The 20024-nt window shown below is 60.0% G+C and carries 18 protein-coding genes and 4 pseudogenes; 11 read left to right on the forward strand and 11 right to left on the reverse strand.

Annotation, left to right across the window (positions count from 1 at the left end):
• Positions 1-533: 533 nt before the first annotated feature.
• The 3 genes and pseudogenes from I8N66_RS26995 to I8N66_RS27000 form a co-directional block, all read right to left on the reverse strand.
• Positions 534-1121: pseudogene (locus tag I8N66_RS26995) on the reverse strand (transposase); the annotation flags it as partial.
• 304 nt (positions 1122-1425) lie between these two features.
• Positions 1426-1629, reverse strand: a pseudogene (locus tag I8N66_RS37610) (hypothetical protein); the annotation flags it as partial.
• Positions 1630-1792: 163 nt separating this feature from the next.
• Complete coding sequence (locus tag I8N66_RS27000; RefSeq protein ID WP_291160406.1) at positions 1793-2047, reverse strand: helix-turn-helix transcriptional regulator; 255 nt, start codon at positions 2045-2047, stop codon at positions 1793-1795.
• Between the two features lie 134 nt (positions 2048-2181).
• On the opposite strand from I8N66_RS27000, the gene I8N66_RS27005 reads away from it, so the two are divergent.
• The 5 genes and pseudogenes from I8N66_RS27005 (at position 2182) to I8N66_RS27025 (ending at position 4800) form a co-directional block, all read left to right on the forward strand.
• Entirely contained in the window at positions 2182-2910 is a 729-nt protein-coding gene (locus tag I8N66_RS27005; protein WP_291160409.1) for a hypothetical protein, read from the forward strand.
• Between the two features lie 17 nt (positions 2911-2927).
• Entirely contained in the window at positions 2928-3359 is a 432-nt protein-coding gene (locus I8N66_RS27010; protein WP_113535766.1) for a hypothetical protein, read from the forward strand.
• A 194-nt stretch (positions 3360-3553) separates the two neighbouring features.
• On the forward strand, positions 3554-3865 hold the full coding sequence (locus tag I8N66_RS27015; RefSeq protein WP_113535767.1) for a type II toxin-antitoxin system HigB family toxin: 312 nt from the start codon (positions 3554-3556) through the stop codon (positions 3863-3865).
• A gap of 17 nt (positions 3866-3882) precedes the next feature.
• Complete coding sequence (locus tag I8N66_RS27020) at positions 3883-4263, forward strand: transcriptional regulator (RefSeq protein ID WP_113535768.1); 381 nt, start codon at positions 3883-3885, stop codon at positions 4261-4263.
• 239 nt (positions 4264-4502) lie between these two features.
• Positions 4503-4800 (forward strand): annotated as a pseudogene (locus I8N66_RS27025) (DUF982 domain-containing protein).
• Positions 4801-5137: 337 nt separating this feature from the next.
• On the opposite strand, the gene I8N66_RS27030 reads toward I8N66_RS27025, so the two are convergent.
• Both I8N66_RS27030 and I8N66_RS27035 read right to left on the reverse strand, forming a co-directional pair.
• Positions 5138-7651, reverse strand: a complete 2514-nt coding sequence (locus tag I8N66_RS27030; protein ID WP_291160414.1) for a CoA transferase — start codon at positions 7649-7651, stop codon at positions 5138-5140.
• A 24-nt stretch (positions 7652-7675) separates the two neighbouring features.
• On the reverse strand, positions 7676-9364 hold the full coding sequence (locus tag I8N66_RS27035; RefSeq protein WP_113535923.1) for a GMC family oxidoreductase N-terminal domain-containing protein: 1689 nt from the start codon (positions 9362-9364) through the stop codon (positions 7676-7678).
• A 130-nt stretch (positions 9365-9494) separates the two neighbouring features.
• Between I8N66_RS27035 and I8N66_RS27040 the strand changes: the two genes are divergently transcribed.
• Both I8N66_RS27040 and I8N66_RS27045 read left to right on the forward strand, forming a co-directional pair.
• Positions 9495-10451 carry a LysR family transcriptional regulator gene (locus tag I8N66_RS27040; protein ID WP_291160416.1) on the forward strand — a complete coding sequence of 319 codons (957 nt, stop codon included), beginning with the start codon at positions 9495-9497 and terminating at the stop codon, positions 10449-10451.
• A gap of 53 nt (positions 10452-10504) precedes the next feature.
• Positions 10505-10663: a hypothetical protein gene (locus I8N66_RS27045; protein ID WP_291160419.1), complete on the forward strand. Its 159-nt coding sequence runs from the start codon at positions 10505-10507 to the stop codon at positions 10661-10663.
• Positions 10664-10705: 42 nt separating this feature from the next.
• Here I8N66_RS27045 and I8N66_RS27050 read toward each other — a convergent pair whose 3' ends face one another.
• Complete coding sequence (locus I8N66_RS27050) at positions 10706-11602, reverse strand: LysR family transcriptional regulator (RefSeq protein WP_291160422.1); 897 nt, start codon at positions 11600-11602, stop codon at positions 10706-10708.
• Between the two features lie 114 nt (positions 11603-11716).
• Here I8N66_RS27050 and I8N66_RS27055 point away from each other — a divergent pair, with 114 nt between their 5' ends.
• From I8N66_RS27055 to I8N66_RS27070, 4 genes and pseudogenes are all read left to right on the forward strand, one after another.
• Positions 11717-12799 (forward strand): 4-oxalomesaconate tautomerase, encoded by a 1083-nt coding sequence (locus I8N66_RS27055; protein ID WP_113535783.1) that lies wholly within the window; start codon positions 11717-11719, stop codon positions 12797-12799.
• Positions 12800-12844: 45 nt separating this feature from the next.
• Positions 12845-13846 (forward strand): annotated as a pseudogene (locus I8N66_RS27060) (ABC transporter substrate-binding protein).
• 12 nt (positions 13847-13858) lie between these two features.
• Positions 13859-14689, forward strand: coding sequence for an ABC transporter ATP-binding protein (locus tag I8N66_RS27065; RefSeq protein ID WP_291160427.1), 831 nt, complete (start codon positions 13859-13861; stop codon positions 14687-14689).
• Positions 14673-15446, forward strand: coding sequence for an ABC transporter permease (locus I8N66_RS27070; RefSeq protein ID WP_113535786.1), 774 nt, complete (start codon positions 14673-14675; stop codon positions 15444-15446). Before I8N66_RS27065 ends, I8N66_RS27070 begins: the two co-directional genes overlap by 17 nt.
• 482 nt (positions 15447-15928) lie before the next feature.
• Here I8N66_RS27070 and I8N66_RS27075 read toward each other — a convergent pair whose 3' ends face one another.
• The 5 genes from I8N66_RS27075 to I8N66_RS27095 form a co-directional block, all read right to left on the reverse strand.
• Positions 15929-16861, reverse strand: a complete 933-nt coding sequence (locus tag I8N66_RS27075) for a homocysteine S-methyltransferase family protein (RefSeq protein WP_113535787.1) — start codon at positions 16859-16861, stop codon at positions 15929-15931.
• 23 nt (positions 16862-16884) lie between these two features.
• Positions 16885-17328: an Lrp/AsnC family transcriptional regulator gene (locus I8N66_RS27080; protein WP_113535788.1), complete on the reverse strand. Its 444-nt coding sequence runs from the start codon at positions 17326-17328 to the stop codon at positions 16885-16887.
• Positions 17325-18155, reverse strand: coding sequence for a phosphotransferase (locus I8N66_RS27085; protein ID WP_291160433.1), 831 nt, complete (start codon positions 18153-18155; stop codon positions 17325-17327). Before I8N66_RS27085 ends, I8N66_RS27080 begins: the two co-directional genes overlap by 4 nt.
• On the reverse strand, positions 18133-19521 hold the full coding sequence (locus I8N66_RS27090) for an aspartate ammonia-lyase (RefSeq protein WP_113535790.1): 1389 nt from the start codon (positions 19519-19521) through the stop codon (positions 18133-18135). The genes I8N66_RS27085 and I8N66_RS27090 overlap by 23 nt, the downstream gene beginning before the upstream one ends.
• Positions 19522-19541: 20 nt before the next feature.
• Positions 19542-20024: PLP-dependent transferase (locus tag I8N66_RS27095; protein ID WP_291160436.1), on the reverse strand; the 483-nt coding region annotated here is incomplete at its 5' end.

Here is a 20024-nt window from a genome sequence, read left to right on the forward strand (position 1 = left end):
CAGCGTTGTAAGAGACGTGTGAGCGTCTCGACAAGGCTCGGGGACGCTCTACCAGCAATCTGAGCTGGGGGTCTTCTCATGTTTTAACCAATGCGAAAATCCGAACGCTGCTGCGAGGCTTACTTCATTGGATCGACTTTCGCATTCTCCACGGTGTCCGTTGCTCAAGGGCTGAGCGAGAAGGAGCGGGAGTAGCCGGGGCAGATTTGGTGGCGGCCCTTCCGGAGCCATCTAAGCCTGCGCATATGCGGGCGATGTGAGCCGTCGGCGATGGGTCAAGGATTCCGCCGTGGGCGCAAATCAGATTCGTTTCGGTCATGCCAAAGAAGCGCCTGCCCTCAGCCGAGCACGCCGACACGCTATCGCTGAATGCGTTGCGCTCGCTTGTGACGGGCCTGGTCAGTGAGGTCAGGGAGCTCTCCGCAGAAGTCACGAAGCTTCGCCCCGAGAACGCGGAGTTTCGCCAAGAGAATGCAGCACTGCGCCAGGAAAACACCCTGGCGGGCGATGGCACGCAGCTTGCGCTCAAACCCTGCGAATTCGTGCACAAGCGCGTCGCGCACTTTGAGCAGTGCCGTAGCGATCGCTTCCAAGGTCGAATGGCCGGCAATCAGCGCGCGGATGCGCCCCGCGTAAGTGCGCCGCGTCGTCGGCCCTACCTTGAGGCCGAAGCCGCGCAGGATGCCCCGGATGCTCATCTCGATGTTGTGAAGCTTGCCCTGAATGAGCTTGCGCGCGGTCAGCAGCGCACGCACCTCCTGGGCGGCAAGCGATTTGCAGTGGACCGGTCGGAACCAGCCCAGCCGCATCAACTGCGCGATGCCGCGGGCGTCCTTATTGTCGGTCTTGACCGGCATCGTCTTGAAGGCTGCACGCACGTGGCGCGTCTCGATCAGCTCGACGGAAAGACCTGCCTTCACCATCCCGGCATGGAGCCACTGCGACAACGGGCCGGCCTCCAGACCAATGCGCTCCATCGCCACGCCGTGCGCGCCGAACTAGGCGATTAGCGCATCGGGTTCGCTGAGCACCTTTGCTTCCCGCACAATGCGGCCATCCGCATCCACCACGCACACGCTTGAGTATTCCAATGATACGTCGATGCCGGCATACTCTTTCATGGTCGTCTCTCCGTGCTGCTATGGAGCAGGCCACTCCTGACTCCGCGACACCATCATTGTGAGGGACGACCACCCGCCCTTCAAACCTGGCGAGCCGAGTTCCGCCCGTCACACCATCTACTTGGCCCCGACCGTGAACATGCGCGCAACGAGCCTTTCCCAGGTTGATCTGCCTTTCGACTTTACGGTTGCTTCATGGGAGTTCGGTTGCATTTCTAGGGCATCAATGTTCCGGCGCAAGACGCTGTCGAACCGACGGTTGCCAGGATGGGTTCCCGTCTTTTCCGGAACGCCATGCGATGCGCTATTTTGCTTGCCGGAGCAATTCTTTTAGGAACCACGCGGGGTCGCCTCTTTGGCTGCGCGCAAGCCCGACAAAGCGACACTTCACCTTTTCGAATAGGGCTGGAGGCAACGGGCCGTGGTAGCCGCTATCGGTGTCGAGCGGCCGGACGGCCGGGTCGGAGGGTGGCGTATGCGTGATCGGGAGGACGCGGACCACAGGCGTCACCGGAGAATCGAGAGCCGAAAACGGCAGGACGGTCTGAGCCGCCAACCACCGGGTCGTCATCCACAATCATCCACGCGAAATGCAGGCTAGTCCTGGTGAAACCCGGCACAGCAGTGATGATCTTCGGCGCGGCTAGGCGCGACATGCGTGCCGGATCGTGTCAGCGGGTTTCTGGGTCCGTCAGCGGCAGCAAGTGCGGCCTCCTGATCATTATGCCAAAGCCATCTCCGTCGCAGATGAAGTCTATCCCAGCCGCTTCAAATACCTGTCGCATCCGGTCTAAAGTGCGCGTTCGCAGCTGTTCACCTCGTTCTAAGCGACTTACTGTCTGGCTCGAAACGCCGGCAGCAGCGGCCAAATCCCGAATACCCCACCCCATGGCGGCTCGAGCGAGTCTGCACTGAACAGCATTCATTTCACAGCACTGCTGTGATTTGGCTTGCCCATCCCGCTCGACAACGATACCCTCCTAAGCTGCAATCGGCTGGCCCACGTGTTGGAGCACGCGAGACCAGCCTAACCACAATCTAGCTTATTGGAGCTTGGATCATGGCTGATTCTGAGACTAGCAGAACTTTGCCTGCAATTAAGCGTAGAAATAAGTGCGCGGACGATGGCGCCCCAAAAAACCTGCCCTACCGGATCGATCGTCGCAACCTTCTGTCTGTTGCCGGACAGCTGCTGAGCGCGCGTATTGCAGAACTTGACGGGCGCAGGGAGAACGGTCCGACGCCAGTTCGGGAACTGTGGCCTCGCTGGTACGCCTACCATCATCCTTACGCCCGATCCGCGCGTCTCAGAAAAAGGCTTGCTTCGGACATGCTGCAAGCAGTCGGCGATTTGCCGATTTCTGAACTGGAAAGCGTTGACGACGGCTCCGTCGCGGTTCGGTCTTTGGCCGCCCTCCGTCGCTTTGCGCAGGTGGATGTCGGGCCCGGACAAACCGGCCTGTACGAGCGCCAGAAACGGTGGAAGGAAGCTGACCGACGCCTTGGTTACAGTCCAGTCGCCGCTCTGGAACAGGAACTTGCAGAACAGGCCGGGGTCCTGGGGCGGGTGCTGTTGATCGCGCCGGTCTCCTCGGCGCTCGAAGTCGCTGCAAAGCTTCACTGCCTGATCGTTTCACAGGATCCGGGCCTCAAACTCGAGGATGCCCCCTGGCCACAGCTCCGGACCCTGTTGAAGGACCTCATCCGGATCAACGGTGCGCGAGACGATCAGCACCTGTCACGAACGACTGACGACGCGGTCGGAACCCAGCCCGCAGTTTCACTCTGACGGGGAGATCTAGCAAAATGGACCTCGGCAAATCAACGGATGTGCGAGACGTTTTGAACCTGGCGACGCAATACAAAGCCGCCGCCGTCAAGCTGGGTGAGGCCCCATCCAGTCCCAACCATCTTCCGCAAAGGCTGCTGGCTCTTCATGCCATCGAGCTTTATCTCGATGCTCTTCTTCAGGCGAAAGGCCTCGATGGCGAGCCGATCCACAACTTCCAACATGACCTTGGCGAGCGGGCCCGAATAGCGGGGGCCGCAGGACTTGTCTTGCGCCAGCGCACGCTGGCGCACCTGGCAACGCTCTCCTCAGCTAAAGAGTATCTCATCGTCCGATATGCTCCTGAGCTGACGTCCACGCTCTCGCAGGTGAACCGGGTTCTGACGACGCTTGAGGAGGTTTCGCGGAAGGTCCCAAAAATGGTGAAGGCGACCAGGCCCCATAAGTGAACTTGATCGCTGGCGGCCAAAGGGATAGCGCGTTTTCCGAGTTGGACCCGCACTCGAAGGTATGTCAGACAGTGCTGCCCGAGATTTGCATTCATCGTTGACTGGATCTTATCAAAGAATGACTCGGAACAAATTCCCAAACTGGGAACTTTATGCTTGTTTCCAAATTGGGAATTCGTTAAATAGGGACTCAAGTGAACGTTATCGCTAAATCTGCGCTGGTCAGCTTTTGGAATAGCTTGCCGAAAGGCGTCCCCAGAGAGACCGCGCGAGCCGCAATGACGGAATGGTATACTACCGCATCGAAGGCGAGCTGGAATAATTTCAGCGAGTTAAAGAAGACATTTAACTCAGCTGATCTGGTGGCCGGCAACAAGGTTATCTTCGACGTCGGCGGCAACAAGTACCGCATTGTGGGGCTGGTCGCATTTCGGTCCAAGCGGATTTTCGTCCTGTTTGTCGGGACGCACGCCCAGTACGATGCGATCGACGTCAAAGAACTCTGACGTGAAAGGAAGTCGACATGTTGGATTTGAAAGGTTTTCGGACGCTTCAGAGTGAGGCCGAGTACAACGCCGCACTGAAGGAAGTTCGGCCATATTTCGAAGTCGAACCCGAAGAAGGCTCTGAGGAAGCTGCGCACTTTGACGCGCTCGTCCTTCTGATCGAACAGTACGAGGGCAAGCACTATCCAATCCCGACGGCGAGCCCCGTTGAGGTGGTCAAGTCGGTGATGGCTGCGAACAACTACACGCGCGCCGATCTCGTGGCGGTTATTGGTTCGAAAGCGCGGGCGGCCGATCTTCTGAACGGAAAACGGGAAATTAATCTGGATCAGATTAGAAAGCTCAGCAAAGAATGGAACATTCCGGCTGGTTCACTGATCGGCGAAGTCGCGGCCTAAGGATCTCGGCTAAGCTCGACCCATCAGCTCGATCGACCGGGCGAGCAACGTCGTTGATGCGCTCGATTACGACCCGAATCATTCACCCCCGACGATCGAATTCGCTCTTTCAGGTTCGAGTCAGGCCGGGCACCGTCCCGATCGCCAAACGCCTGGTGTCGGAGGTCTTGAAAACCAATTCAGCATTCCCAGATGATTTTCCATCTTCTTTCATCCGGTTAGATAGGAAGGAGGGAAACATGTATCTTCCGGAGATGCCATGGTCTGTGCCGTTGGAGGTAACATTCCAGAACGGCACCAATTGCAACTTTTCATCGGTCTTCGACGCGCTCGTTTTCCTGGAGAATGAGTGGCCGCGACGTCGCGGACGGCGCTACGAGCAAGCCGTCGAAGTCTGTCGGCGAGCCCTTAACCGAAGGACGCCGGTCGCGGTCGCGTGAAGCTTTCGTCGCTGCGTGTCTGGAGGCGGGCCGCCCAGCGAATGAGCTAGCCCACCTCACCAGGCCGGGAGGCGATGATAGGCGCGCTGCCGCATAATCTGGAGGGTGGATGCTCCGATGGTTGACCCCTTGGAAAGTGCCTGGACAAGCCCGACCGAGTTGAACTTTCTGCAAGCGGTCTTCGACCGGGTTTGCATATGGTGCCAGATTGATCGGCCCAGTGAGCGTGACGACCGCCTCGCGAATTACCTGCTGCATGAATATCGGGCTGGTAGTCGCGACGAAACAGCCCTTTTTGAAGCAGCAATGTGGCGCGAGGCGGGCCGTTCAAAGGCCGGCCCTATGCATGAGCACGACAAAGGGCTTATCGCGTACCTCAGCGGGCCGCCGCCGGCTCCGGTATCCTCCTCAGAACCCGAGGCCGCGGTTTCCTGCTAGCTCGGCAGATACTCACCACTCCAGGTCTCGCTGATCGTATCTGAGGCGATCAGCCGGTCGATCTCGGCGTCGGTGTAGTTCAGGGACCGGAGAACGGCGCGCGTGGACGCTCCGTACTTCTCCGCCGGCGCGACAGCGGTGACCTTGCCGACGGCTGGACGGATGGCGAATGGGTCGAGCTGTGTGACGGTGTGTCCGCTCGGATGCTTCGGGAAGATCGAGAAGGAATAGCTACCCCGGTCGATCCCGGGCGTGCCGTCAGCAATACGGGCACTGCGGCTGCGGATCGTTTCGATGTTCTCGCAGAGCGATACGCCGATATCGGCTTCGTGTAGGCGCTGCTGCCAGGCTTCCGCCGGCGCGGTCAGGAAAGCCCCTGCGAGATAAGCCTCGCGATCGGATACCGCCAATTTGACAATCCCACTGAGACCCTCGACCTTGCCGAAGCGCGGAAGGTCGGCTTCCGAGGCGCACAAAAGAAGGTGATCCCCCGATGCCGTCTCGTAGAGCCGCGACAGGGCATGATATCCCTTGGTCTCGCGGCCGGACGGCTCATCGAAGGGGCCACGCCCGGCATAATCGTAGCAGAAGGGTATCTGTGCGAGGCCGGTCAGCGCCGACAGCGAGGTGCGCGGGCGGCCGACGATCCCGGTTCGGGATTTCCGGTAGAGGGCGGCGGCAATGCCGAGCGCCGCGCCGAAGCCGCACATGACGTCGATGGTGCCGACATGGGCATGCTCCTCCGGCGTCTCCATCGAGCCGCCGAAACGCAGCATGATGCCGGTCGCCGACTGCACGAGGTCGTCATAGCCGAGATAGTCGGTGCGCGGGCCAGTGCGCACGCCGCCGAAGCAATCGAGCTGGCAGAAGATCGCTTGGCGGTTGAGCGCCCTCAGGCTTTCGGCATCGAGCCCCATCGCCTTGACCTGACGGTCAGTGGCATTCCAGACCACGACATCGACAGAGCGCACCAGTTCTTCGAAGATGACGCGGCCATCGGGCGAGCCGATGTTCAGCAACACGGACTGCTTTCCACGCATGTGCGACATGCCGAAGATCACGGTGTTCCAGCAGTCATAAAGTGGCTTGGCCGGGTCGATCTTGATAACCTCCGCACCGAAGCGGGCAAGATAGGCGACCGAATGTGGACCCGCGATCACGTTGCACAGATCGAGAACTTTTACGCCATCCAGCCAGCCGCCGGGGGCGTCGGCCGTTGGCGCCGGCAATGACGGCCGCTCTATACCCGAAAGCATCGCCAGCGCGTCCTTAAAGGTCCCCCAGCGCCGCGGGTGCGGTGTCAGCATGGCTTCGGCGCTCTCTTGCAGCCAGGCCATCGGCCCCGGCTGGGTCATGCGACCGAGGATCGGATCGTCCACCTCAATCATGAGGCCGGCGGCCTTGGCATGATCGTCTGCGATCCATTCCTTCAACCAGCGCTGTGGCGCGCCCGGAAACAGCCCTTCCCCAAAGACACGTTCCCATTCGGCCGCCGTCTTGGTCAGGAAAACTTCCTTCATGCGGGCTGCGATCTTGTCGGCCCAGAATTTCGGGAGCGGATAGACGCCAAGCGAAACGTCCGACGACCATTGCGAGACCGGAAGATAGGTATCTTCCTCCTCGCGCAGTCCCTCGGCCACCAGTTCATCGTATAGACCCAGGGCTTGCAGGCAGCGCTTCGCGTGGTTCTTGTGGCTGGGGCAGACGACATAGAACATCCGCCCGTCGGCGCACACATAGCTGCGATAGAAGGGATCGAGGAACTCCTGGAGCTCGTGATAGGACATGTCCATCGGCAGGCCCTCGCCGCGCCGGCGCTCGATCTCCCGCTCGCGCTGGGTCTGGTAGCGCAGCGGATAATCGTCAATCAGGATCGAATTGTAGGAGAGGCCTTCCATGACGGCGCTTGCCAGCGGCACTTCGATATGATCGCCGTGTCCCGTGCGCTCGCGCGCCTGAAGCGCCAGCACCGTTGCGGACGCCGCAAGCATCGTGCCATAGGCCGAAGAGAGCGGAAGCGGCGAGAAAGACGGGTTGATGCCCATCAGCACGCGATTGAGGCCCATATCCGTGAAGACGCCGGAGGACGCCGCAATTACCGGCTCGAAAGCCCTCCAGTCACGGCGAAGCTGATCGTCGGAGGCAAAGCCGGGGATCGACAGGGTGATTAGCTCCGGCCGCGCCTTGCGGAGCGCCGCAAAATCGATTCCGAGCCGGGCGAGCACGCCGGGGCGGAAGTTCTCAACGACAATATCTGCCTCGGCCACCAGCGCTTTTGCCTCATCCAGCCCCTCCTCCGTTTTGAGATCGAGGGTAACGATCAGCTTGTTGCGGTTGAGTATGGCGTTAGCGGGATTGTCCCAGAGCGGACCGCCGGGCGGGTCGACATGCACGACGGTCGCGCCCAGATCACCAAGGATCATGGCCACGGCCGGGCCGGCAATATATTGCCCGAAATCAACCACCCGAACGCCGGAAAGCGGAAGCGCGGAACGCGCGATCGATGTCATTGCTCTTTTCTCCCCAAGATTTTTCTATGCGCGCCGATCGGCGACGATCCAGCCGGCCGCCTTTTCGGCGATCATCAGCGTCGGCGCGTTGGTGTTACCGCTGGTGATCTTCGGCATGATGCCCGCATCGACGACGCGCAGGCCCTCAATGCCCCGCACCCTGAGGTGGCTGTCCACCACGGCCATCGGATCGTCGTCGCGGCCCATCTTCGTCGTCCCGACCGGATGAAAGATGGTGTTGGCGATATCGCCCGCGAGCCGCGCCAGTTCCTCGTCGCTCTGGAACTGCAAGCCGGGCTTCCATTCCTGCGGCTGGTATTTCGCGAGCTTCGGCTGCGATACGATCTTGCGCACTTGCCGGAGACTCTCGGCAGCGATGCGGCGATCCTCTTCGGTGCTGAGGTAGTTCGGCGCGATCGCCGGTGCGTCCGACACCTTGCCGGAACGAATGCGCACGCTTCCCACGCTGGTCGGATTAAGGTTGCAGACGCTTGCGGTGAAGGCGGGAATGCTGTGCAACGGCTCACCGAAGGCGTCGAGGCTGAGCGGCTGGACGTGATATTCCAGATTGGCATGGGCCTGGCCATCGTCCGACCGGGTGAAAGCTCCGAGCTGCGAGGGCGACATGCTCATCGGACCGCTGCGCTTCAGCACATATTCGAGCCCGATCCTAGCCTTGCCGAACAGGCTGTTGGCGAGCGTGTTCAGCGTCTTGGCATTGCCGACCTTGAAGACCGCGCGAATCTGCAGATGGTCCTGAAGATTTTCCCCGACACCTGGCAGGTCGTGCGCGACCTCGACACCATGGCGCTTCAGGAGAGGACCTGGCCCGATGCCCGACAATTGCAGGATCTGCGGCGAACCGATCGCGCCGGCGGAGAGGATGACCTCCCTGCGCGCACGAACCTGCGCACTGCGTCCCTGCCGCTGAAGCGTAACGCCAACGCAACGCTTGCGACCGGAACCCTCGGTTTCAAGAACCAGCCTTTCGACATGGGATTGCGTCCAAATCGTCAGGTTCGGGCGGTGTTTCGCCGGGCGCAAGAAAGCCTTGGAGGTATTCCAGCGCCAGCCGGAGCGTTGGTTGACCTCGAAATAGCCGACACCCTCATTGTCGCCGCTGTTGAAATCGTCGGAGCGCGGAATACCAGCCTGGACGGCGGCCTCGGCGAAGGATTCGAGGATGTCCCATTTGAGCCGCTGCTTCTCTATCCGCCATTCGCCACCGTGGCCGTGCATGTCGGAGAAGCGGCTGTTGCCGCCGGTCTTTGGGTCGGCGCCGTTGTCCAACCGATAATGATCCTCATGCGCCTTGAAATCGGGCAAGCAGCTCTGCCAGGACCAGGCGCTATCGCCGGTCGCCGCCGCCCAGCCGTCGAAGTCGCGCGCCTGGCCACGCATATAGATCATGCCGTTGATCGAGGAGCAGCCGCCGAGCGTCTTGCCGCGCGGATAGCGTAGCGACCGGCCGTTCAGACCAACATCAGGCTCAGTTTTATACAGCCAGTCGGTGCGCGGGTTTCCGATGCAATAGAGATAGCCGACTGGGATGTGAATCCAGTGATAGTCGTCCTTTCGGCCAGCTTCTAGCAGCAGCACGCGCATCGCTGGATCGCGGCTGAGGCGATTGGCGAGCAGACAGCCTGCGGAGCCTCCACCGACGATGATATAGTCAAAACTGTCGGCGGCGCGGTGAGAAGTGCGGCTGGTCATCGGCTTGCCCGCCTGCTGCGATGCAACACCGCACAATCATAAGCTTCGACGATTTGCCGTAGCATTTTAACCTCCTCCTAATCTCCATTTTCATGAATAACGGAGGATCGGGCCGGAAATCCAATGACAAATGACGCAAGGCATTATAAGTAAAATTAATATGATTCAGTCAATCGACCTGAGAAAATTGAAGGCTTTCGTCACCGTCGCGCGCGAGAGAAACGTTACGCGCGCCGCGGAGCAACTGCACGTCACCCAGCCCGCCGTCACACTGCAATTGAAACGCCTTGCCGCCGACACGGGGCTCACCTTGTTCCGCAGAACCTCCACGGGGCTGGAACTGACGCAGGAAGGAGCCCTGCTGGCAGCCAAGGCGGAGCAGGTGTTGATGGCATTGACAGATTTTGGGCAGACGGCCGGACATTTGGCGACGCGAGTGCGAGGGAAACTACGGATCGGCACGATCATCGACCCGGAGTTCACCCGGTTGGGTGCTTTTCTGAAGGCGCTGATCGAAAGCGGGCCAGGTATCGAAACCACACTGCGTCATGGAATGAGCGGCGACGTGCCGGAGGGCCTGAGGCGAAATGAACTCGATGCCGGTTTCTATCTCGGCGACCCAAGAGATTATGGTCCTTCCGCCGAGATTACCGGAGAAAGTGCCGCACCGCTTTTTCATGCCCGCGAGCTGGCGCAATTGACATATCGCGTCGTCGCTCCGCCATCGCTCGCCGGTTTCGTGCGTGGCGCAGATTGGACACAGCTTGCATCGCTTCCTTGGATCGGCACACCGCAGGCCTCGGTCCACAATCGATTGCTGTCGCGCCTATGTGCCGATTTAGGCGTCCGGCAAAATATAGTCGCCCAAGTGGATCAGGAGGCGTCCATGGTCGCCATGGTACGGACAGGGGTGGGCTTGAGCCTTTGCCGAGAGTCGATTGCGCTTCATGAACAACAGGCGCACGGCCTCGTGATTGCAGAAAACGTGAGGATCTCGACGACACTAAGTTTCCTCTGCTTGGAAGCTCGCCTCGGCGATCCCTCGATAATGGCTGCTTTTGATGCAATCAGACGAGTTTGGATGTAGTTCTTCGGTAAGCCCAGCGGAGCTGTGAAGTCCCTGAGCGAGGGTCATGCCCGGTGGCGAAAAAGCGCAAGCTGAAGGGCAACGCCGAGGCGATTGCGGGCTTCCCGCCGCAGCCGGACCTGATCGATGTCGTACGGCTGAACTGGGAAGGACCCTTCATTGGAGCAGATCCCAACTGCCGGCGAGAGCCCCTCGGTCTCGCCATTGCATGAGGCTTCTGGTTTTGCGGCTGTCGATTTCTTAGCGCCTCTCAATCACTTCCCCCATACGCCCATCAGCATCCTGAGAAACCGCTCTGCCGCCGGCGACAACGTGCCGCCACGACGGCGAACCACACCGATTGTGCGTGATATTTCGGGATCGCCAATTGGGCGTGTGATCAAGAACGGATGGTCATCCTGCGGGGTCGCCATTCGTGGCAGGACCGAAATACCGAGGCCGGCCTCCACCAGCCCGAGGGAAGTGGACAGATGGGTCACCTCATAAAACCAGCGCAGCTTGATATTAGACTTTGCCAGCGCGGCGTCGAGCAGCGTTCTGTTGCCGCTTGATCGATGAACCGTGATCAAATGGTAGGGCTCCAATTCAGCCCAGCCGACCCATGGTTTGGCTGCGAGAGGGTGGTCCTTGCGCGCTGCAAGCACGAATGGGTCTTCCGCGAGACGCTCGAAGGTGAGGTCGGGATCCGACGTGCCCATAATATTAATGCCGAACTCCACCTCCCCCCGCGCCACGGCTTGAAGGCCTTCGGTCGCCGGCAGGTCGAGGATACGAAAGCGGATGTTCGGATACTCCTTATTAAATTGCCGAATGACGGTAGGGAGGAAGTAAAAAGCCGCAGTGGGTAGGCATGCGATCGTTACCAATCCACATCGATTAGGCCCAACGTCACGGACAGCAAACAGAGAGCCATCGAATTCCTCCAGCATGCGTCGAACCAGGGGCACCAATTCTGTACCGAGAGCCGTCGCGGACACGTGCCTAGTCGTTCGCTCCAGGAGGGGTGCTCCAATCGCCTGCTCGAGCTTCTGAATCCGCCGGGTTAACGCGGGCTGTGACAGATGCAACGCATCGGCCGCGCGATGAAAGCTCTCTAACTCAACGACGATCAGGAACGCGCGGAGGTCGAGGATCTCACAATTGATGTTCATAATGCAATAATCATCCGATTCTTAGCATTTAACAAATCAACGTTTGTTCCGATAATTGGATCAAAGAACGCCAATTGATACGGCGATGACATAATCCTTATGGAAGCACAAGCGATGAACGACCTGTTGGCGATCCCTTGCGTACTGATGAGAGGCGGAACCTCGAAAGGTCCCTTCTTTCTGGCATGCGATCTTCCGGTTGATACTCACGAACGCGACAAGATCCTGCTTTCAGTGATGGGTTCAGGTCATCCCCTGCAGATCGATGGCATCGGTGGCGGCAATCCCGTCACAAGCAAGGTGGCCATAGTTGGCCCCGCCAGCATTCCGGGCGCCGACGTGGATTATCTTTTTGCGCAGGTGCGGGTCGATCAACAGATCGTTGACACCTCCCCGAACTGCGGCAACATGCTCGCTGCGGTCGGCCCTTTCGCCATCGAGGCGGGGCTCGTTCCGGCTCGAGGGGAAACGACGCTCGTCCGGATCCACAATGTCAACACTGGCAAGATGATCGAAGCCGATGTTCCGACGCCGAATGGCAACGTCTCCTATCTCGGCGAAGCGGCGATCGACGGTGTTCCGGGCAACGCAGCGCCGATCGCGCTGACCTTCATGGACGCAGCCGGCGCGCGCACCGGACAGCTCTTTCCCACTGGCAAGCCGATCGATTCGATCGACGGTGTGGCTGTCACATGCATCGATTGCGCCATGCCGATGATCCTGATCGAGGCCGACTCGATCGGCGCCACCGGCTTTGAGTCAGCGGCTGAACTCAACGCCGATAGGAAGCTGCTTGACCGGTTGGAGAAGCTGCGCATCGCCGCCGGAGAACGGATGGGCCTTGGCGACGTGCGGAACCAGGTGACCCCGAAGCCCGTGCTCATTTCCCGGCCAAAGTCAGAAGGAGATGTCAACGTGCGCTATTTCATGCCGCATCAATGTCACCCTTCGCTTGCCACGACCGGGGCCGTGGGAATTGCCACCGCCTGCATCCATGAAGGCACCATTGCTTCCCTTCTCATCGGCACGCGCAAGCCGCCGGTGGTGCTTTCGATTGAGCACCCGAGCGGCCACCTGGACGTCAGGCTTCATGAAAGGGACGGCAAGGTCGTTGCCGGCATCCTTCGCACCGCTAGACGGTTGTTCGAAGGACATGTCTTCGCAAAACCTGTCACGCAACTGGGTTGCGCGGCATGATGATCGTGGCCGCCGGGAGGGCGCCACCAACAGGAGGAGAATATCATGCACAAGCTCATGCTCGCCCTCGCGGCAACCGTCGCCTCTGCCGGTTCGGCGTTGGCGGATCCCGTCCGCATCAGCGTCGGTTCTTACAATCTCAACAATCTTCCCTTTCCGGTTGCACAGGGGCTCGGCCTTTATGAAAAGGAGGGTTTGGAGGTGACGGTAGAGAACTTTGCATCGGGCGGCTCGAAGACCCTTCAGGCGCTTGTTGCCGGCTCGACGGATATCGCCGTCGGCTTCTACGACCACACCATCCAGATGCAATCTCAGAAGAAGGCCGTTGTGGCGTTTGTGCAGCTCGCACGCAATTCCGGGCTGGTGCTGGCAGGGGGCAAGGACAGCACGTTCGACCCGGCAAAGCCGGAAACGATCAAGGGCGCGAAAATCGGGATCACTTCGCCGGGCTCGTCTTCCGATTTCTTTGTCCGCTACTACCTGCAGCGCAACGGCTTGTCCGGGAACGACGTCTCGCTGATCGGCGTCGGCTCCGGGTCTGCGGCCGTGGCGGCCCTTGAACAGGGCAAGGTCGACCTCCTCGTCAACTAAGACCCGGCAGCGACCTTCATCGAGGCCAAGGGCGTCGGCAAGATCCTGATCGACGGGCGCAGCGATGACGGTGCCAAGGCGATCTATGGCGGGATCTACCCAACCTCCGTCCTCTATGCCACGCAGAGCTATATCGAGGAAAATCCGGAGACCATCCAGAAGGTCACGAACGCGACGGTCACGGCGCTCGAGTGGATGAACAGCCACTCCGCGGAAGAGATCGTGGAAAAGCTGCCGAAGGAGTTCATCTCCGGCGATCGTGACACCTACATCAAGGCGGTCGATAACGCGAAGGCGATCTTCTCAAAGGACGGGCGAATCAACGAGGAAGATATCAAGACTCCGCTCGCCGTCCTCAAGAGCTTCAACGAAAAAGTCGCTGCGGCTGAAATCGACCTTACGAAAACCTATACGAACGAGTTCGTCGGCAAGGTCCCGAACGTCGCCGCCAACTGACAGGAGGAGATCATGGCATTGGCCGTAGTGAATACCGCACCCCCGACGGACAGTCCCCATCAAGCAAAGCCGATGGTTTCCATCGACTCGGTCACCATGGCCTTCGGAGCCTACGTGGCCGTGCAGGATGTGAACTTGAGTGTTTCCGATGGTGAGTTCCTCGCCATCGTTGGCCCCACGGGCTGCGGCAAGAGCACAATACTCAATGCGATTGCCGGCCTCCTGAAACCAGCGAGTGGCACCGTCTCAATTGATGGTCAGCCGGTGCGCGGGGTCCAGAACGACATCGGTTATCTGTTCCAGCAGGATGCGTTGCTTCCGTGGAAAACCGCGATCGAGAACGTGGAACTCGGCCCCATGTTCAAGGGTGTCGGCGCTGCCGAACGTCGCGAGCAATCGATTCGATGGCTGGCGAAAGTCGGCCTGAAGGGGTTCGAGCATCGCTATCCGCATCAGCTATCAGGGGGTCAGCGCAAGCGCGTGCAGATGGCCCAGGCGCTGATCACCGGCCCCAAGGTCATCCTGATGGACGAGCCCTTTTCCGCACTCGATATCCACACCCGTCACCTGATGCAGAACGAGCTGCTGCGGCTTTGGCAGGAGGAGCGGCGCGCCGTGGTGATGATCACACACGACCTTGAGGAGGCAATTGCCCTCGGTGATCGGGTCGTGGTGCTGGCCGCCGGACCACGCTCGCGTGTGATCGACAGCTTCCCCGTCGTTCTCGAACGCCCGCGCGATGTCGCCGAAATCAAGCTCGATCCACGCTTCATGGATCTTTATCGCAACATCTGGTCGTCCCTGCGCGGCGAAGTGGAGAAAAGCTATGAACGCCATGACTGAACGCCTCATCCAAGTCGTACTGCTGGTGGCAATTGTGGGCGGCTGGCAACTCGGTGTCACGGCCGGTTTCATCGATGTCTTCTTCTTCCCGGCTCCGGTCGACATCTTCAACCAGGTGGTATCCTGGTTGGTGGACGCCAGTTTTTATAGCCATGTGGCCATCACCCTGACCGAAACCGTGCTCGGCTATCTGGTTGGAACTGCACTTGGCGTGGCAGCAGGCGTCTGGCTCGGCCTCAGCAGCTCGGCCGCGCGCATTCTGGACCCTTTCATCAAGGGCTTGAACGCGATCCCCCGAGTCGTCCTTGCTCCTATCTTCGTACTCTGGCTGGGCCTCGGCCTCTGGTCCAAGGTGGCGCTCGCCGTGACCCTGGTGTTCTTCGTGACCTTCTTCAACGCCATGCAGGGCGTTCGCGAAGTCAACCCGGTGGTCCTGTCTAACGCCCGCATTCTCGGAGCCAAGCGGTCGGATCTTCTTCGCCACGTCTACTTCCCGGCCGCGGCAAGCTGGATTCTGTCTTCGTTGCGCACTTCCGTCGGCTTTGCCGTCGTCGGTGCGATCATCGGCGAGTATCTCGGCTCCTCCGCCGGGCTGGGCTATCTGATTGCTCAAGCCGAGGGCAATTTTGATGCGGTCGGCGTCTTCGCAGGCATCCTGATCCTGGCGATCTTTGTCCTGATTATCGACAGCATCCTGGACGTCGCCGAGAAGCATCTCATCAAGTGGCGACCGAGCGCTTCCGAACGGCCTGCGTGACGATCCTGAGCGGCAACTGAGAAGCCTAATAAGCGTTCTCCCTTTTAGCCAGAAGGGAGAACGCAGGCGTTCTGAGCACTCACTGGACGCAAAAGCCCCATACCGCCTGGATAGGCTTTCGGCATCGTACCGACCAAGTATCCGCTCCTGACCCTCCTAGGGCGTTCAGAACATAGGTGGCAACGCGAACGCTCCATTCGACGGCCGAAAACCGGCAGTCCGTATGTCTTCCCATCCCTCGCCCGCAACGTTTGAGGATCCTTGTGTGACACCCCGCAATGGCGCGCGCTGGTGATCGAGCAGTGCAAGAGCTTTGGTCTGCGGAACAGATCGCCGGTCGTCTGAAGATCTGCCGTTCGCAATTGTCCGAATGAAGCTCGTCTCCAGTCTTTCCCGCGGTGACCGTGAATTGCCTTACTTCAGCCGCCTCTCAAAAGCGGAGCACAATTTTTTGGGAAAGGCAGCTTACAGGATCGGACCAGCTATTCAGGATGCGAATACTGATCGTTTTCGCGCCGATTAAGTCGAGAAGCGACGCACCGTATATGCGACGCACCAACACCACAGCAGCCACCGATGATCGAGGCTCCGCTCTCCGCCCAAACGCAGGCAAAGCTAGAATATCGGTCAGCTGAGAGGTCATCTCGAACGGAATGCAACGTTTCGTTTGCCGATCCCCCTTCATCGGACCCGAATGCATTCGCATAAACACCTATATCAAGGGAAACGCCCAAATAGCCGAAAACCCCCGAGGCCTCCTCGACCGCTGCCTGCATAACTTCGGGACGGCTGCAATTGAAGAGGAGTGCCTGAGCTCCCGACCCGGCAATCCATCGCGCAGCATCGGCCAGGCACTCCCCGGAACGCAGGGCTGCCGGGCTTGGCTCCGTGCCTGGCCCGTCTTCAAGCGTGAAGGATATCCAGAACGGTTTACCGGTGCTCGCTATCGCCTGTTGGACTGCCTCGGCTTCGGCCACGAGGCTCAGGGTTTCACCTAGCCACAGATCAACGTAGGGCGCGAGCTCTTCGACCAATACGCCAAGATAGTCCTGCACCCGCTCCGGTCTGAAGAGTTGCGGCTCGTACGAGCCAAAGATCGGAGGCAGAGATCCGGCGACGAGTACTTTGCGATCTCTCGCACTATCGGCTGCTGCGCGCGCCAGACTTCCAGCAAGAGCAATCAGCCTGCGGCCCTCTGCCCGAAAACTCTCCTCACCGATATGAAACGGCACCAATGCGTAACTATTGGTGGTGATGACATCGGCGCCCGCGACGATGAACTCCTCATGCACGCGCCTGACAACTTCCGGAGCCTCCATTAGCGCCAGCGCTGACCATTCGGGCTGCCTTAGGTCCGCTCCAAGTCGTACAAGTTCGCGGCTCATGCCGCCGTCGAGAATTCTAATGGGTTTCATGGCTTATACCTTTTTAGCCCGGCTCATCGCTTGATCACCGAAGACAATGCGAACGCTGTGAGGGTGTCTCGAACGCCCGGAAGTGCTGATATTTCCTGCCAGATTTCGCGGATGCGGTCGGTGGCGCTCGCTTCGACTCGTACGACGAGGTCAAACTCGCCGCTCATGACGTCGCAGGACACCACCTCCGGCAGTCGTTTGATCGCGTGGAGTACGTCACCGCCGCGCATGCGGTCGTGTCGATACACGAACATCATCGCGGTAACGGCTGCCGCGGGCGGCCTACCTTCGCCAGCGATGATCGTGTAGCCCTGAATAAGACCGTCCCGCTCTAACCGATCAATCCGCTGGCGCACGGCGTTGCGCGACAGATTGACCACCTCCGCCAACTCGGCGTGCGGGATTCGGGCATTTCGGGCCAGCTCGGTCAGGATGCGCTCATCTGCCCGGTCGAGAACCCGCTTCATGGCTGCAGCTCCTCGATAGATGCCTTGGCGGAGTGGAAGGCCTTGAAGGTGCCCGCTTCAAAATCCGTGAGTCTGCAATCTTTTCCAAACTCAGCAGCAGCAGCGGCCATCACGAAGGCCGGCAAGGCGCGCCACTCTGGTGCAGTCAAACGACGAACCTCTTCGTACCCGGCGAGCAAGGGGCGGACGAGCCTATTCTCCAGCATACCGTCCGCTCGCGCGGTCCAGCGCATCAAGACTTGCCCGAGTTCCGCGACCAGAAAGTCGTCGTGGCGCAATCGGAAATTAATGACGCCACTCACGGCCCCGCCGAGGAAGAAGACATTGTCCCGGTTGAGGGCTCCGTGCACCGGGCCTTTCGGAAGGCCTGAGCCCCCTTCATCGAAGAAACGCCTCAAGGTCTGGTGGATGCGCGCGACGCAGCCCCCCAGCGCCCGGCTCTTCTCAGGCGTGATCTCATTCGGTCGTGACCCCGGCATGAAGCCGACAACCGCAACGAGCTTGCCTGACACGGTGACCGTCGCTGCGCCGGCATCTGTTCGGAACGTCGTCGGACAGGGTACGCCTGCGGCAGAAAGGGTTTCCATTGTGCGAAAGGCACGCTCGAGATCGAAGGGATCGGCGCCGCTTTCGAACAATGTAACAATGAACTCACCGCGTTCTGAGCGGAAGAGAAAGGTCGTCTCGGCATCGCCGTCGGCAATGCCGATGACCGAGGTCAGACGTCCCAGGCGGTAGGCCGTGGCGATTTGGCGACACTCGACCTCCGTCAGATCTGTGAACACAGCCATTCTTCCGCTCCCTTCAGTGTCGCCTCGGCTCTCCAAAGATCGTGTCGATCTGTGCCGCAGACAGACCGCTGTCGCGCCCGACCACCTCGCGCAGCGACATCCGTTCAGCAAGTGCTGTACGGGCAAGGGATGCGGCCTTGGCATATCCGACCAATGGATTGAGGGCTGCGGCATGGACAAGCGAAGAGTCGTGAAGCGACCGACAACGCTCTGCATCGGCCTCGATCCCTTCAATGCACCGGATACGCAGTGCGTCCATGCCTCTCGTCAGAAGCCGCATGGATTGGAGGATGTTGAGCACGATGACCGGCTCCATCGCATTCAACTGGAGTTGCCCGGCACTGGCTGCAAGTGTGACCGTGAGGTCATTGCCGATCACCTGGAAGCCGATCTGGTTCAGCATTTCGGGGATCACTGGATTGACCTTGCCCGGCATGATTGAAGAACCCGCCTGCATCGCCGGAAGCCGGATTTCGCCGAGACCAGCGCGCGGGCCGCTCGACAGAAGGCGTAGGTCGTTGCAGATCTTCGAAAGTTTCACCGAGATGCGCTTGAGCGCGCCCGAGATCGAAACGAAGGCGCCGGTGTCAGACGTCGCCTCGACGAGGTTGCGCGCGGGTCGAAGGGTGACGCTAGAGATGCGAGACAGATGCGCACACGCAACAACCGAGAACTCCGCGGGCGCGTTGACGCCCGTACCGATCGCGGTGCCACCCAGATTGACTTCGCGCATCAACTCGGCGGCGCTGAGAAATTGTGAGACGTCTTCTTCCAGCGTCTCTGCGAAGGCTTCAAACTCCTGCCCAAGGAACATCGGAACGGCATCCTGGAGCTGGGTCCTGCCAACTTTCAGGATGTCAGAGAAGGTTTCTCCCTTACATCGAAACGAGGCGGCCAAGGCCGAGAGAGCTGAAGTCAGTTTTTCGCCTTCCCGCAGCACCGTCAGCCGAATTGCGGTCGGATAGACGTCGTTTGTCGACTGGGAAAGGTTAACGTGGTCGTTTGGGTTGACCGCATCGTAGCTGCCGGGCTGCCGCCCCAAGTCCTGCAACGCAAGATTCGCGACTACTTCGTTGACGTTCATGTTGGTCGAGGTCCCCGCCCCGCCCTGCATCATGTCGACCGGAAAATGCGGCGAGAGGATTTCGCCCACAATCAGCCTGCTGGAGGCCCGTTCGATCGCCTGTGCGACGGAAGGAGAGAGAAGCCCCAGTTCAAGATTGGTTGTGGCGGCAGCCTGCTTCACCATTCCCAACGACTGCACGAACTCAGGAAAATCCTGGAGCCTGATCCCGGAGACGTCGAAGTTCTCCGTTGCACGCAGTGTGTGGATACCGATCAGGGCGTCTGCCGGAATCGGCCGGGGTCCGAGCAGGTCAGTTTCGACGCGTGTCTTTGCCATGATTTCCTCCGCAGTCCGGATCAGGCGGTGATAGCTTGGTCGAGGTCGGCAATAAGATCGTCGGTCGCTTCCAGACCGACCGACAGCCGGAACACCCCGTCCCCCGCGAAGCGACGGTAGTCAGCAAGCTGCTCCCCAGTGAGCCCGTAGGTCGATTTCATCATCTCTTGGGTGTCGAGCAGCACGACAATCGAGCGCTGATGTCCGAGGGAGAAGGCATAGTGAGCAACCTTGAGGCGCTCGGCGAGCCTCCGGGACATCGCCGCGGGATCTTGCACCTGGAAGGTCACTACCCCGCCGAACAGATCCATCTGGCGCTTTGCCAAGTCATGCTGCGGGTGGGAAGGCAGGCCGGGGTAGGCCACAGCCGCCACCGTCGGATGATCTTGGAGGAACGTCGCGATCTTTGCCGCGGAGTCAGAGATCGTCCGCATGCGCGGAAACAGCGTGTCGATGCCGCGCAGGATCAGCCAGGCGTTCATGGCCGGCATTGCCGCGCCGAG

The sequence above is a fragment of the Ensifer sp. SSB1 genome (genome assembly GCF_016652895.1).
Lineage (GTDB): Bacteria > Pseudomonadota > Alphaproteobacteria > Rhizobiales > Rhizobiaceae > Ensifer.